12 protein-coding genes and 1 riboswitch are annotated in these 14,581 nt (G+C 69.5%); of the genes, 6 read left to right on the top strand and 6 right to left on the bottom strand.

Going from position 1 to position 14,581, the window contains the following annotated elements:
• Positions 1-483: 483 nt before the first annotated feature.
• The gene (locus tag ACWD0F_RS06730; protein ID WP_449872931.1) at positions 484-2,574 is read left to right on the top strand and encodes a S9 family peptidase; all 2,091 of its coding nucleotides are present in this window, start codon (positions 484-486) and stop codon (positions 2,572-2,574) included.
• Positions 2,571-3,569 carry an L-glyceraldehyde 3-phosphate reductase gene (gene mgrA, locus ACWD0F_RS06725; RefSeq protein ID WP_449872930.1) on the top strand — a complete coding sequence of 333 codons (999 nt, stop codon included), beginning with the start codon at positions 2,571-2,573 and terminating at the stop codon, positions 3,567-3,569. Before ACWD0F_RS06730 ends, mgrA begins: the two co-directional genes overlap by 4 nt.
• On the opposite strand, the gene ACWD0F_RS06720 is transcribed toward mgrA, so the two are convergent.
• The gene (locus ACWD0F_RS06720) at positions 3,538-5,913 is read right to left on the bottom strand and encodes a lysylphosphatidylglycerol synthase transmembrane domain-containing protein (protein ID WP_449872929.1); all 2,376 of its coding nucleotides are present in this window, start codon (positions 5,911-5,913) and stop codon (positions 3,538-3,540) included. The genes mgrA and ACWD0F_RS06720 overlap by 32 nt on opposite strands.
• Before the next feature lie 215 nt (positions 5,914-6,128).
• On the opposite strand from ACWD0F_RS06720, the gene ACWD0F_RS06715 reads away from it, so the two are divergent.
• Positions 6,129-8,162: a molybdopterin-containing oxidoreductase family protein gene (locus tag ACWD0F_RS06715; RefSeq protein WP_449872928.1), complete on the top strand. Its 2,034-nt coding sequence runs from the start codon at positions 6,129-6,131 to the stop codon at positions 8,160-8,162.
• On the opposite strand, the gene ACWD0F_RS06710 is transcribed toward ACWD0F_RS06715, so the two are convergent.
• Complete coding sequence (locus tag ACWD0F_RS06710) at positions 8,141-9,064, bottom strand: GNAT family N-acetyltransferase (RefSeq protein WP_449872927.1); 924 nt, start codon at positions 9,062-9,064, stop codon at positions 8,141-8,143. The two genes, ACWD0F_RS06715 and ACWD0F_RS06710, sit on opposite strands and share 22 nt — an antisense overlap.
• A 75-nt stretch (positions 9,065-9,139) precedes the next feature.
• On the opposite strand from ACWD0F_RS06710, the gene ACWD0F_RS06705 reads away from it, so the two are divergent.
• On the top strand, positions 9,140-9,589 hold the full coding sequence (locus tag ACWD0F_RS06705) for a hypothetical protein (protein ID WP_449872926.1): 450 nt from the start codon (positions 9,140-9,142) through the stop codon (positions 9,587-9,589).
• Between the two features lie 6 nt (positions 9,590-9,595).
• Here ACWD0F_RS06705 and ACWD0F_RS06700 read toward each other — a convergent pair whose 3' ends face one another.
• The 3 genes from ACWD0F_RS06700 to ACWD0F_RS06690 all read right to left on the bottom strand — a co-directional run bounded on the left by ACWD0F_RS06700 (position 9,596) and on the right by ACWD0F_RS06690 (position 11,240).
• Positions 9,596-9,979: a VOC family protein gene (locus ACWD0F_RS06700; protein ID WP_449872925.1), complete on the bottom strand. Its 384-nt coding sequence runs from the start codon at positions 9,977-9,979 to the stop codon at positions 9,596-9,598.
• A 32-nt stretch (positions 9,980-10,011) separates the two neighbouring features.
• Positions 10,012-10,326 carry a DMT family transporter gene (locus tag ACWD0F_RS06695; RefSeq protein WP_449872924.1) on the bottom strand — a complete coding sequence of 105 codons (315 nt, stop codon included), beginning with the start codon at positions 10,324-10,326 and terminating at the stop codon, positions 10,012-10,014.
• A 30-nt stretch (positions 10,327-10,356) separates the two neighbouring features.
• Positions 10,357-10,417: riboswitch (guanidine-III (ykkC-III) riboswitch) on the bottom strand.
• Between the two features lie 25 nt (positions 10,418-10,442).
• Positions 10,443-11,240 carry a class I SAM-dependent methyltransferase gene (locus ACWD0F_RS06690; RefSeq protein WP_449872923.1) on the bottom strand — a complete coding sequence of 266 codons (798 nt, stop codon included), beginning with the start codon at positions 11,238-11,240 and terminating at the stop codon, positions 10,443-10,445.
• 103 nt (positions 11,241-11,343) lie between these two features.
• Between ACWD0F_RS06690 and ACWD0F_RS06685 the strand changes: the two genes are divergently transcribed.
• Both ACWD0F_RS06685 and ACWD0F_RS06680 read left to right on the top strand, forming a co-directional pair.
• Positions 11,344-13,149, top strand: a complete 1,806-nt coding sequence (locus tag ACWD0F_RS06685; RefSeq protein ID WP_449872922.1) for an acyl-CoA dehydrogenase — start codon at positions 11,344-11,346, stop codon at positions 13,147-13,149.
• Between the two features lie 113 nt (positions 13,150-13,262).
• Positions 13,263-14,207: an MBL fold metallo-hydrolase gene (locus tag ACWD0F_RS06680; protein ID WP_449872921.1), complete on the top strand. Its 945-nt coding sequence runs from the start codon at positions 13,263-13,265 to the stop codon at positions 14,205-14,207.
• A 14-nt stretch (positions 14,208-14,221) separates the two neighbouring features.
• On the opposite strand, the gene ACWD0F_RS06675 is transcribed toward ACWD0F_RS06680, so the two are convergent.
• Positions 14,222-14,515, bottom strand: coding sequence for a Dabb family protein (locus ACWD0F_RS06675; RefSeq protein ID WP_449872920.1), 294 nt, complete (start codon positions 14,513-14,515; stop codon positions 14,222-14,224).
• Positions 14,516-14,581 lie beyond the last annotated feature (66 nt).

The raw sequence follows: 14,581 nt of genomic DNA, 5'->3' as shown, positions 1-14,581 counted from the left end.
CAACCAAAGGAATCCGTCATAAATGACGGGGTTTGTGCATCATGCACTGGCTTTTAACACACTGTTGAGTTCTCAAGAAACGGACGCGTACATCCTCACCAAGACCTTCAGGCCCTCGCTCGGAGGCGTTCGTTTTGTTTTGTTTTGTTCGCTTCGTTGTGTCTTAATTCTTTCAGCCGTTCAAGTCCCTGTCAAATTGACCCGACTTGCTCGACCTGCTGGAATTAAGCCCGCCCCCTTTCAAGGACAACCCCTCTAACTTACCAGGCCGCCGACCGTTCTGCGAACGGATCTTCAAACCAGCGAGTCTCAAGGGATTGCCGGGCACCACAGACACAACACACCAATATCACCTGAGTGAAGGAGGAGGGTTGCGCCGCACCGCGTCGGCTTCTAAAGATTAGCAGCGGTCCTGACCGCTCGAGACGGCTTCGCCATCTTCGCCGGCCACAGAACGATCACGGCCGAACATAGACTCCCCACGTGAGCAGCAACACGCCGCCAGTGGCGAAGAAGGTTCCGGCTGAGCGTACCCATCACGGCGACACGTTCAACGACGAGTACGCCTGGCTGACCAACAAGGAAGATCCAGACACCATCTCCTATCTGGAGGCCGAGAACGACTTTCTCAAACAGGAGACCGCTCACCTCTCCGATCTTCAGGAGCAGGTGTTCCAGGAGATCAAGAGCCGCACTCAGGAGACCGACCTGTCGGTCCCCAGCCGCAAGGGCCGCTACTGGTACTTCTCGCGTACCGAGGAAGGCAAGCAGTACGGCGTCTCCTGCCGCGTCCCCGCCTCCGGCGACGCGCCCCCGGAGGTGACCCCGGGCAGCCGGCTCGACCGTGAGCAGGTGATCCTCGACGGCAACGAGCTCGCCGGCGACAGCCCGTTCTTCTCGATCGGCACCAGCGCCGTCAGCCCCGACGGCACGATGCTGGCCTTCGCCACCGACTACAAGGGCGACGAGCGCTTCACCCTGCGGTTCAAGAATCTGGAGACGGGCGAACTGCTGCCCGACGAGATCACCGACATCTTCTACGGCGGCGCCTGGTCGGCCGACGGCTCGGTGTTCTACTACACGCGCGTGGACGACGCCTGGCGTCCCTTCCAGGTCTACCGGCACACGCTGGGCACCTCGGAGGACGTGCTGGTCTACGAGGAGCTGGACGAGCGTTACTGGGTGGGCATCGGGCTGACCCGCAGCGAGAAGTACCTGGTGCTCGGCGCCGGAAGCAAGATCACCAGCGAGGTGCGCGTCCTCGACGCCGCCGATCCCACGGGCGAGTTCCAGGTGGTCCGTCCCAGGACGACGGGCGTGGAGTACGGCGTCGAGCACGCGGGCGGCTTCTTCTACGTGCTCCACAACGAGAACGCCGAGAACTTCGAGCTGGCCACCGCCCCGCTCGACGACCCCGGCGCCTGGACCCCGCTGATCCGGCACCGGGCGGACACCCGGCTCCTGGAGATCGACGCGTTCTCCGACCACGCCGTGGCGCACTTCCGCCGCGACGGCCTCACCGGCCTGCGCGTCCTGCCCTACACGGACACCGTCGAGGGCTGGCGCGAGCGGGCCGAGGCCGCCGAGCGGAACGCGTACGAGATCGACTTCCCCGAGCCCCTCTACGACGTGGGCCCGGCGGGGAACCCGGAGTTCACGACCACGAGGCTCCGGCTGGCTTACACCAGCATGGTCACGCCGGCCAGCGTCTACGACTACGAGCTGGACAGTCACGAGCTGATCCTGCTCAAGCGGCGCCCGGTGCTCGGCGGCTACGATCCGGCCGACTACGAGCAGTTCCGCGAGTGGGCCACGGCCGAGGACGGCACCAAGATCCCGGTGTCGATCGTGAAGCGCAAGAGCTCCGGCAAACCCGCACCGACCGTGCTGTACGGGTACGGCAGCTACGAGACCTCCATAGACCCCGGCTTCTCGGTCCCGAGGTTGTCGCTGCTCGACCGCGGCTTCGTCTTCGCCATCGCGCACATCAGGGGCGGCGGCGAGATGGGCCGCCGCTGGTACGAGGAGGGCAAGCTCACCAGGAAGCGCAACACGTTCACCGACTTCGTGGACGTGGCCAGGCATCTGAAGGCGTCCGGCTGGAGCGATCGGGTCATCGCCAGGGGCGGCTCGGCGGGCGGGCTGCTGATGGGCGCGGCGGCGAACCTGGCTCCGGAGGAGTTCGCGGGCGTGGTGGCCGAGGTGCCGTTCGTGGACGCGCTGAACACCATCCTCGATCCGTCGTTGCCGCTGACCGTGATCGAGTGGGACGAGTGGGGCGACCCGCTGCACAACGCGGACGTCTACGCCTATATGAAGAGCTACACGCCGTACGAGAACGTGGACGGCCGGCCGTACCCGCCGATCCTGGCGATCACGAGCCTGAACGACACGCGGGTGCTCTACCACGAGCCGGCGAAGTGGATCGCCCGGCTGCGGGCGACGGCGAGCGGCGGGCCGTTCCTGCTCAAGACCGAGATGGGCGCGGGGCACGGCGGCCGGAGCGGGCGCTACGACGCCTGGCGCGAGGAGGCGTTCGCGCTGTCCTGGATCATCGAGAGGGGCACGTCATGACCTATCGGCCCGACGAGCAGCGCTACGAGCGCCAGCCGTACAACCGCAGCGGGCGCAGCGGGCTGAGGCTGCCCGCGGTCTCGCTGGGGTTGTGGCACAACTTCGGCGACAACCGGCCGATCGAGAACTCGCGGGCGATCCTGCGGCGGGCGTTCGACCTCGGGGTCACGCACTTCGACCTGGCCAACAACTACGGCGTCCCGTACGGCTCCGCCGAGCGGAACTATGGCCGCATCCACCGTGAGGACTTCGCGCCCTTCCGGGACGAGCTGGTCATCTCCACCAAGGCCGGCTACGACATGTGGCCCGGCCCGTACGGCGAGTGGGGCTCGCGCAAGTACGTCCTGGCCAGCCTCGACCAGTCGCTGCAGCGCATGGGGCTCGACTACGTCGACGTCTTCTACAGCCACCGTCCCGACCCGGAGACGCCGCTGGAGGAGACCATGGGGGCGCTCGACCGGGCGGTGCGCTCGGGCAAGGCGCTGTACGCGGGCATCTCCAACTACTCGGCCGAGCAGACCGCCCAGGCCGCGCGGATCATGCGCGAGCTGGGCACGCCGCTGCTCATCCACCAGCCGTCGTACTCGATGATCAACCGGTGGATCGAGGGCGGGCTGCTCGACACGCTGGAGGAGGCGGGGATGGGCTGCATCGTGTTCTCGCCGCTGGCCCAGGGCCTGCTGACCGACCGCTACCTCGACGGCGTGCCCGCCGACTCGCGGGCGGCCACCAGCCGGTTCCTGAACGCCGCCCAGATCGACCGTGAGCTCGCCCGCGACCTCAACGAGATCGCCAGGGGCCGGGGCCAGACGCTGGCTCAGATGGCGCTGTCGTGGACGCTCAGGGACCCGCGGGTGACGAGCGTGCTCATCGGCGCGAGCAGCGTGAAGCAGCTGGAGGACAACGTGGCGTGCGTGGACGGCCCCGCCTTCACCGAGGACGAGCTTCAGGCGATCGACAAGATCACAGAGAGCCGTTCCGCTGGAGGTAGGTGAACGACGCCCAGCCGGGCAGCACCGGCAGCCAGAACGTGAGCAGCCGGTGCAGCAGCACGGCCGACGTGGCCAGCTCGGCGGGCAGGCCCGCCACGGTGAGGCCGCCCGCGAGCGCGAGTTCGACCGCGCCCAGACCGCCCGGTGTGGGCGCGGCCGAGCCGATCGCGTTGGCCGTGAGGAAGACGACCGCCACGGCGGTGAAGCTGAGTGAGCCGCCGAACGCGGCCACGCAGGCGTCCAGGCAGACCACGAACGCGATGGTGATCATGAGCGTGCCCACGCACGCCTCGATCATCTTGCGCGGCGACTGCAGCACGTCGAGCAGCCGGGGCAGCACGTTCGAGAACAGCTTGCGCATCCTCGTGGTGATCAGCCGCCGCAGTGGCGGCACGCCGAGCACGATCACGACCAGCACCGCGACCGCGAGCAGCGCCAGGACGAGGCCGCGCGAGGGGGTGAAGGAGGTGGCGGTGTTGGAGCCGGTGATGTAGGCGAACAGCAGCAGCAGCCCGATGTGGAAGACCAGCATGATGAGCTGCGAGGCGCCCACGCTGGCCACCGCGCTGCCCGGCGTGATGCCGCGTTTCTGCAGGTATCGCGTGTTGATGGCGACGCCGCCCACGGCCGCGGGCGCGACGAGCTTGACGAACGAGGCGGCGAACTGCACGAGCACGGTGCGCCAGAGCGGCAGGTGCTCGGGCACGAATCCCCTGAGCATCAGGGCCGCGGCCACGAAGCTGACGAACGAGGCGACCAGCGCCACCCCCGACCAGGCCCAGTTGGCCGTGGTGATGACCTTGTAGACGTCCACCTGGCTGAGCTGGGAGAGCACGATGTAGGCGGCGATCGTGCTGGCGATGATCGTGATGAGCGTGCGCGGCTTGAAGCGTTCTAGGCGCACCTCCTCGACCTTGCCCTGCGGCTTCAGCGCGACGATCTGGTCGCGGATGCCGGGGAGCAGGCCCTTGGCCCTGGACAGGGCCGAGCGGGTCTCCCTGGTGAGCGCGATGCGCTGGAGCAGCGGCATCGCGGCGGCCAGCGTGTCGGGGCCGAGCACGGCCGCCGCGGCCCGGACCGAGCGCTCGGGGCCGACGCGCAGCGACAGGTAGGTGAGGAGCTGGGCGACGTCGAGCCGGAGCAGCAGGTCGCCGGCGGCGATCTCGCCGCTGCGCGCGTCGGTCAGCACGATCCGGCCGGCCCGGTCGACGTGGATGCTGTCGCCGGTGAGCCGCCGGTGCGCCAGGCGCTGGATCTGCAGCAGCTCGACCTGCTCCCAGATCTGGGCGAGCAGGTCGTCGTCGATCTCGGCGTCGGGCACCTCGTCGAGTGGCCGCGTCTCGATGTGCTCGTAGGCGAGCAGCGCGGCCTCGGTGCCGATCTCGCTGGTGCCGAGGAGCCGGGGGGTGCTCGCGCCGGCGGCCTGCGCCGCGTACGCCATGAGCGCCTCGCGTTCGAGCTCGGCCCGCAGCGACCTGATCGCCCGGCGCCTGGTCTCGGAGTGGAGCCGGAAGCGCCGCCACAGCCGGTACGGGAGGCCGGCCACCTGCCGGTCGCGGTCGAGCACGGTGACGTCGAGGCTGGTGCCGTCCTTGAGGCCGATGGCGTAGCGGCGGCTGCCCTGGTGGTCGTCCGCGATGCGGCGGGCCGAGACCGGTGAGAACGACAACTTGCGCAGCGCGGCGACGACGGCGCTGCCCGGCGGCCTGGTGTTGGGGCTGCCGAAGCTGTAGAGGGTGGCGTAGCCGATGGCCATGCCGACCAGCACCGTGACGATGGCGCTGGGGATGGTGATCTGCCGGCCGGAGAAGAACGCCAGGATGTAGAGCGCGATGGTGGTCCACATCAGCATCCGCCAGGTGGGGCGGCGCGAGATGCGGACGGCGGTGGCGTAGGCGACCACCGAGGTGAGCAGGGTGTTGAGCGGCTCGATCGTCCTGTCGCCGGTCAGCAGCACGCGCAGGTCGTCGGCGCTGCCCGCGACCAGCCACTGCCCGAGCAGGAACGACCCGGCCATGCCGACGATGGCGGCGATGAGCCCTTCGGCGACGCGCAGGCCGTCGCGGTGGAAGACCCGCTCGACCGCGAAGGCCGCGGGCACGATGAGGACGGCCGCGCCGCCGAGGAAGACGGCGACCCTGCTGAGCAGGGGCACGAGCTCCGTGCCTTCCTTGACGTCCTGCTCCAGCCCGATGAGCGTCTGCTTGGCCACCAGGGCCAGCAGAATGACCGCCGCGAGGACCATGAGCGTGGAGAAGAAGCGCAGCAGGTCGGAAGGGCGGCGAAGGCGCTGCGGCAGCAGCGGCTCCACGACGTAGACGTCGTTGTCAGCGCGTGACTCGGTCACGGCTGGATCCCCCTCCGCGAGGTCCTCCGTATCATCTCGTTCCCTGATTTCGGCCACCGACAGTGATTCTGCACCTTCCCGGCCGGATCGTGCGATCTCTAGGCTTCCCGTGTTCGCACTTCTACCCCCGTAGTCGTCGCACCGGGCAGGCTACACGGTGCGTCCTCACCATTCACCTCCGATTACGGGGAGAAGCTCGACGTAAGCTGTGTCGCATGTCGGGTGAATTGAGAGTTTTGGGGGCTTGTCCGCTTGACTGCCCCGATGGCTGCTCGTGGGTCGTCAGCGTCGAGGACGGCGCCGCCGTCAAACTGCGCGGCAACGCCGACCACCCCTACACCAGGGGCGCGCTGTGCGTGAAGGTCAACCGCTACCTGGAGCACACGCGCGCGCCGGACCGCATCCTGCACCCGCTGCGCCGCACCGGGCCCAAGGGCTCGGGTCAGTTCGAGCGGATCACCTGGGACGAGGCCCTGGAGGAGATCTCCACCCGGCTGCGCGGCATCGTCGACGAGCACGGCGGCGAGGCGATCTGGCCCTATCTGGGCACCGGCACGCTCGGCTACCTGCAGGGCTGCGAGGGCGTGGCGGGCCGCCGGTTCTGGAACATGCTCGGCGCCTCCAAGCACTGGCTCAACATCTGCTCGTCGGCCGGCAGCAGCGGCATCACGCGGACGAACGGCACCTCGGGCGGCATGGACCCGGAGAACTTCGCGCTGGCCAAGCTGATCCTGCTCTGGGGCACGAACCCGCTGACCAGCGGCCACCACCTGTGGAAGTTCATCCAGGACGCGAAGGCGAACGGCGCGCACGTCGTCGCCATCGACCCGATCCGCACCAGGACGGCCGACCAGGCCGACGAGCACCTGGCGATCAGGCCGGGCACGGACGCGGCGCTCGCGCTCGGCCTGCTCAACGTCGTGCTGGCGGAGAACGCGCAGGATGCGGAGTTCCTGGCCGAGCACACCGAGGGCTGGGACGACTTCCGCGAAGAAATCCTGAAATATCCGGTCGAGACGGTGGCCGACATCACCGGCATCCCGGCCGAATCCATCCACAACCTGGGGATGCGGCTCGCCCACACCCGCCCGACCGCCATCCGCGCCACGCAGGGCATCCAGCGGCACGAGGGCGGCGGCACCGCGATGCGCACGATCGCCGCGATCCCCGGCGTCACCGGCGACTGGCGGCACCCGGGCGGCGGCCTCGCCTACTCCACCAGCGGCCACGTGCACGTCGACGTCGACACCCGCGAGGACCTGCTGGCCAAGCCGGTCCGCACGCTCGTCATGACCAAACTGGCCTCCCAGCTCGAGTCGGTGAAGTGCCTGTGGGTGTACGCCGCCAACCCGGTCGGCTCCACCCCCGACGCGAACACGATCAGGCGTGAGCTCGCCCGCGAGGACCTGTTCACGGTGGTCATGGAGCAGTTCCCGACCGACACCGTGGACTACGCCGACATCGTGCTGCCCGCGACCATGCAGATCGAGCACCAGGACCTGCACGCCGGCTACGGCCACATGTACCTGATGTGGAACGAGCCCGCCGTCGCCCCGCCCGGCGAGTGCCTGTCCACGACGGAGACGTTCCGGCGGCTGGCGGCGCACATGGGGATGACCGAGCCGTCGTTGTTCGACTCGGATCTGGAGCTGGCCGAGCAGTTGTTGTCGAGCGGGCATCCGTCGCTGGAGGGCATCACGCTCGACCGGCTGCGCAAGGAGGGCTGGTTGCGGATGAACTATCCCCAGCCCTTCACGCCGTTCGCCGAGGGCTTCCCGACGCGCTCGGGCCGCCTGCGCTTCCCGCCCGCGGACAAGGCGTACGTGCCGTCGCACACGGCCAGGACGGCCGAGCGCGGGGCGTACCCGCTGGCCCTGGTCACGCCCGCCTCGCACACGTTCCTCAACACGACCTTCGGCAACAACGCGGAGTTGCGGCGGCGCGCCAAGGACCCGGTCGTGCTGGTCAACGCGGCCGACGCGGCGGCGCGCGGGCTGGTCGCCGGCCAGCGGGTACGCGTGCACAACGGCGGCGGCGAGTTCCTGGCCGACGTGGAGATCAGCGACCGGGTGGCGGCCGGGGTGGTGGCCTCGCCGAAGGGGCGCTGGCCGAAGCTCAGCCCCGGCGGCGCGAACCCGAACGCGGTCGTGGCCGAGCGGGACGGCGACATGGGCATGGGGCCGGGCTTCCACGACAACCTGGTCGAGATCAGCCCGGTCGTGGAGGATCAGCTCAGCGCGCGCTTGTAGCCCACGTGGGAGTCGGTGAAGCCGAGGGAGTCGTAGAAGCGGTGCGCGTCCAGACGTGACCTGTCGGACGTGAGCTGCACGATCACGCAGCCGCGCGCCCGCGCCCTGCCGATGCCCCACTCGATCATCTTGCGGCCGAGCCCCTGGCCCCGAGCCGCGGCGGCGACCCGGACGGCCTCGATCTGGCAACGCTCGGCGCCCAGCCTGGACAGCCCGGCCAGGTACGTGAGCTGCATCGTGCCCACCACCTTGCCCTCGCGTTCGGCCACGATGAGCTCGTCACCGGGGTCGGCGTCGATGCGGTCGAAGGCGGCCAGGTAGCGCTCGTCACCCGGATCGCCTTCGCGGGTCGCGCCGAGGGGGTCGTCGGCCAGCATCGCCACGATCGCGGGCACGTCCTCCCTGCGGGCCTGACGGAAGAGCAGCGACAGCTCGTAATGCGACTCCATCAGGGCGGGGTTGGACGGCAGGGCCATCACCCGGCCGCTCGGGGTGAAGCCCTTGCGGGCGTAGAGGGCGCGGGCGGCGTCGTTCTGGTCGACGGCCCAGAGCCCGACCTTCTCGGCGCCGCCGCTCCTGGCCCAGCGCACGGCCTCGTCCACGAGCCGGGAGCCCGCCCCCGAGCCTCTGGCCTCCGGGGCCACCCACATGGACAGCAGGTGCGCCCCGGCCTCCTCCAGCTTCACGCACACCAGGCCCACGTCGGCGCCGCCGGACTCGGCCACCCACCACCGCGCGCTCTGATCCGCCAGCCGGTCGGCCCATTTCCCGGGCGGGAAGGCGGCTTCCACGGCGTACGGCGACGCGAACGCGTCCGGCGTGTCCTGGAGCGCCCGCAGCCGGACCTCCCTCAGCCGCTCGCCGTCATCCGGCCCAAGTCGCACGATCACGAATTTCCGCATGTCCGCATGATGTCAGGGACGCCTCAGGGCCATCCCCGATGCCCCCAGGGCAGGCGGAAAGGCAGCATGGATGACATGAACGAAATCAGCCGACGTGATGAAGTATCGCTGTCGGGCGCCGCTCTGCGCGGCGCTCCCTGGAAGGCCGCCGCGGTCGGCGGCGGCGTCGTGACCGCGGCCAGTTTCGGGCTCGGGCTGCTCACCGGTGGCGGCGACCTGGTGTGGGCGCTGGGCCTCGGCATCAGCCTGTTCGCGCTGATCGCCGCGATCGGGGCGGTCTCCAAGCCGGAGCAGGGCGACCGGGTGACCCGGCAGGCCCGGCTCTGGTCGTTGAAGCATCCGTGGAAGTTCGCGCTGCTGCCCGCGGGCATCACGGCCGTGCTGGACTACCCGGTCCAGCTCGTGCTGGACGGCGAAGGGGTGTTCGGCTCGGGCGTGCACGCCCTGTGGCACGGCGCGCTGGTCTACCTGATCGCCGCCGTCCTGACGCTCACGATGCGGGGCCGCGCTCGTCCGGCGAAGTGACCGCCCTCAGAGCGCGGGCTCCCGCTCCGCCTGGCTCCTGCACACACAGAACTCGTTGCCCTCGGGGTCGAGCATGGTCACCCATCCGCTGCCGTCGGGCCGGCGCCGATCGTCGAAGACGGTGGCGCCCAGCCCGGTCAGCCGCTCGACCTCCTGGTCACGGGTCCTGCCGTCGGTGCCGTTGACGTCGAAGTGCAGCCGGTTCTTGACGCTCTTGCCCTCCGGCACGCGGATGAACAGCAGGAACGGGTCCCGCTCCGTCCGCAACATGATCTCGTCGTCCCCCGGATTGTCGTCGTCGCCGAGCGGGAGCCCCGTGGCGCGGCTCCACCAGGTGGCGATCGCGTACGGGTCCGCGGCGTCGATGGTGATGGCGTGGATCTCAATCATCCGCACACCTAAACCGACCGCGTAGGCGCACGTCAAGCCAGCACCCGCAGCCCGATGACGCCGGCCACGATGAGGGCGATGGAGATCAGCCGGGCCGGCGACACCTGGTCGCCCATGGCGATCATGCCGAGCACCGCGGTGCCGGCCGCGCCGATGCCGGTCCACACGGCGTACGCGGTGCCGACCTCCAGGGTCTTGAGCGCGTACGACAGCAGGCCGAAGCTGAACACGGCCGTGACGAGGAAGGACAGGGCCCACCACAGGTGGGTGAACCCGTTGCTGAGTTTGAGCGAGAGTGCCATGACCACCTCGAAGAGGCCGGCCAGCACGATGACGATCCAAGCCATGATGGAACTCCTGAAGACGAGGTCGTGGTGCCTGCGTCGTCGTTCCTTCCGGGTACGGCGCGTCTCGTCCGGGAGCTTTCTTCAGCTCATCTCAGGTAACACCCCGAAATTCGGGGTCATTCCCACCAGATGGTGACCCATCGATCGCGGGGCAGCGGCCACATGCCGAGCTCCAGCGCCGTCGCCGCCACCTCCTCCGCGCGGGCGGGGTCGAGGCAGACCCGCCTGCACACGCTGGCGGCCAGCTCCTCCAGCGAGGTGAAACGTTCCAGGGGAGCTTCCCGCTCCTCCACGTGCACCGCGTAGCCGAGCGCCGCCGCCAGGGCCACGCAGTCCTCCGCGATGGGCCGCACCGGCCGGTCGAGCCCGTGGAAGTGTTGCCACAGCGGCTCCATCCAGCTCATGGGATGGCGATGCGACAGTTCGAGCACCACCCGGCCCTTGGTGTGGCCGTCGAGCGCCCGCAGGAAGCCGGCCAGGTCGGGGACGTTGTAGACCACGTGCGCGGCCACCGACACGTCGGCCACGGGCACCCGGTCCCCCACGTCCGGCCAGCGCCCCTCGACCGCCGTCACCGGCACGCCGAGCCGGTCCGCGCGGACCGTGAGCCCCTCCAGCATCGACGCCGAGGTGTCGACGGCCCAGAGGTGGCCGATGCGCTCGCGCAGCGGCAGGGAGGCGGCTCCCGGGCCCGAGCCCACGTCGAGCAGCATGCCCCCGTCGGGCAGCGCCTCCGACAGGCGGGTCATGGTCGGCCCGTCGTCGGGCTCGGCCAGGGCCCGGTCGGTGCGGGTGCCGAACCGTTCCGGCGAGTGGCTCCAGGGATCCACCGGAGCCTTGGCCAGGATCTCATCCGGTATGGCCCAGGATTCCAGTCGCTCTCGCCATCTGGCGGCGAGTTCTTCGGCGTCCATGGAGATGAGCATGCCATGCATAGCGCGGGTTACCCGCGGGTAGCATTTCAGAGTAAGGTTACTCACCAGTACATAACGCCTCGGTTCAAGGAGATCGGCACCCATGGGCCACTACAAGAGCAACCTGCGTGACCTGGAGTTCAACCTCTTCGAGGTGTTCGGGCGACGCGAGATCCTCGGCACTGGGCCCTTCGCGGAAGTCGACGAGGATATCGCCCGCAGCATCCTGGACGAGGTCGACAGACTGGCCACCGGAGTCCTCGCGGACTCCTTCGAGGAGGGCGACCGCAACCCGCCCGTGTTCGACGCGGCGACCGGTTCGGTACGCGTTCCCGAGGGCTTCAAGAAGTCCTACAAGGCGCTGGTGGACGGCGGCTGGGCGCACCTCGACCTGCCTGCCGAACTGGGCGGCCCCGGCGTCCCGAGGAGCCTGGCCTGGGCCACGGCGGAGCTGGTGCTGGGCGCGAACCCGGCCTTGTACATGTACGCCGCCGGCCCGAACTTCGCCTACACGCTGTGGAAGGTGGGCACCCCGGAGCAGAAGCGCTTCGCGGAGCTGGCCATCGAGCGCAACTGGGGCGCCACCATGGTGCTCACCGAGCCGGACGCCGGCTCCGACGTGGGCGCGGGGCGTACGAAGGCGGTGCGGCAGCCCGACGGGACCTGGCACATCGAGGGCGTCAAGCGCTTCATCACCAGCGCCGAACACGACATGTCCGACAACATCTTCCACCTCGTGCTGGCCCGCCCCGAGGGTCACGGCGCCGGGACCAAGGGCCTGTCGATGTTCCTGGTGCCCAAGTTCCACGTGGACCTGGAGACCGGCGAGCTGGGCGAGCGCAACGGCGCCTACGTGACCAACGTCGAGAAGAAGATGGGCCTGAAGGCGTCCACGACCTGCGAGCTGACGTTCGGCGACAAGCAGCCGGCGGTCGGCTGGCTGGTCGGCGAGGTGCACGAGGGCATCAAGCAGATGTTCATGGTGATCGAGCACGCCCGCATGATGGTCGGCACCAAGGCCATCGCCACGCTCTCCACCGGCTACCTGAACGCCCTCGACTACGCCAAGGCACGCGTGCAGGGCGCGGACCTGACCCAGATGACGGACAAGACCGCTCCCCGGGTCACCGTGAGCCACCACCCCGACGTCCGGCGCGAGCTCATGCTGCAGAAGTCGTACACCGAGGGCATGCGCGCCCTGGTGCTCTACACGGCCACGTTCCAGGACGCCCTGCTGATCGACCCGGCCGACCGCGCCGCCGCCGACATGAACGACCTGCTCCTGCCCCTCGTCAAGGGCGTGGGCTCCGAGCGGTCGTACGAGCTGCTCTCCCGCTCGCTGCAGACCCTGGGCGGCTCCGGCTACCTGCAGGACTACCCGATCGAGCAGTACATCCGCGACGCCAAGATCGACTCTCTGTACGAGGGCACGACGGCGATCCAGGGCCTCGACCTGTTCTTCCGCAAGATCCTGCGCAACCAGGGCGCCGCGATCGGCTCACTGCTGGGCGAGATCAACGAGTTCGCCGGCTCCGAGGCGGGCAACGGCCGGCTCAAGGAGGAGCGCAAGCTGCTCCTTGAGGCCGCCGCCGAGGTCAAGGCCATGGGCGACACCATGGCGGGCTGGGCGCTCGGGTCGCTGGAGACGCCGGCCGAGGTGTACAAGGTCGGGCTGAACAGCACCAGGCTGCTGCTCTCGCTGGGCGACCTGGTCATCGGCTGGCTGCTGCTGCGCCAGGCCGAGGTGGCCCTGGCCAAGCTGGCCGGCGGCGAGGACCCGTTCTATCTCGGCAAGGTCGCCGCCGCCTCGTTCTTCGCCAAGACCGTGTTGCCCCGGCTGGCCGCCGAGCGGCGCGTGCTGGACTCCACCGGCCAGGAGCTCATGGAGCTCCCGGAGGCGGCCTTCTAGCCCGCTAGGACCCGCTGCCACCCGCGGCGGTCCGGCAGAACGCCCGCCGTCGCGCGGGCGTTCTGTCATAGAAGGCACAGCCGGCCGGGCCCGTGAAGAGTAGCTTCGCGGGCATGAGCGCGACTTCCCATGATCACGACGAGGCCCTGCCGCCCCCGCGCGTCGAGGAAGTGTCGGCCGGCGTCTACGCCTACGTCCAGCCCGACGGAAGCTGGTGGATCAACAACACCGGCTTCCTGGCCGGTCGGCGCGGCGTCATCTGCGTCGACGCCTGCTCCACCGAGCGGCGCACCAGGGCCCTGCGCGCGGCCGTCGGCAAGGTCAGCGACCGGCCGATCACCACACTGGTCAACACCCACCACCACGGCGACCACACCTTCGGCAACTGGCTCTTCCCCGAGGCGACGATCGTCGGGCACGAGGGCGTGCGCGCGCAGATCCTGGCCGACGGCATCCCTGCCTACCGCGCGGCGTGGTCGCCCGAGGTGGAGTGGGGCAAGATGGAGCTCGACCCGCCGTTCCTCACCTTCACCGACCGGATCACGCTGCACTCCGACGACCTGCGGTGCGAGGTCCGGCACGTCGGGCACGCCGCCCACACCACCAACGACTCCTACGTCTGGATTCCCGAGCGGCGGGTGCTGTTCGCCGGCGACCTGGTCTTCAACGGCGGAACGCCGTTCGTGCTGATGGGCTCGGTGGCCGGCACGCTGGACGCGCTGGCCCAGCTCAGGGAGCTGGGGGCGGAGACCGTCGTGCCGGGGCACGGCGAGGTGTGCGGGCCCGAGGCGTACGAACCGGTGGAGGGCTACCTGCGCTTCGTGCAGGAGACCGCCCGGCGCGGCCGGGCGGCGGGCCTGTCGCCGCTGGACGCGGCCAGGGAGACCGATCTGGGCGAATGGGGCGGACTGCTCGACTCCGAGCGCATCGTGGGCAATCTGCACCGCGCCTACGCCGAACTCGACGGACACCCCCTCGGCGCGCCGATCGACCTGGTCGCCGCCGTGCTGGACATGATCACCTACAACGGCGGCCGGCCGCTGTCCTGTCTCGCCTGACCGCGCCGGAGTTCTCAGAGACTGAGCTGCACTGCCGCGCGTTCGGCCAGGATCGGCTTGATGTACTCGGCGATCACGGCCTGGTGCCGTGGGTGGTCGCGGTAGACGAGGTAGTCGTCGACGTCGTCGAAGTCGGCGACCACCGCGTAGGCGTGGTTGCCCTGGTTGATGCCGGCGTCGGGGCCGACCATGTAGGAACGCAGCTCCGGGATGATCCCGGGCAGCTTGCGGAGCTCGGCGGTCACCGCCGCCCGCTGCTCCTCGGTCGCGTCCTCGGTCCAGGTGAACAGCACGATGTGGCGAATCATGCGGTCCACATTATCGATGTATCAAATCAGGTGATGTCGGCTCTGTTGCTGGTGGGTGCGGGTGAC

Source organism: Nonomuraea sp. NPDC002799 (assembly GCF_053592075.1).
Note: the sequence above shows the minus strand (reverse complement) of the source record. Positions and strands in the feature narration are given on the sequence as shown.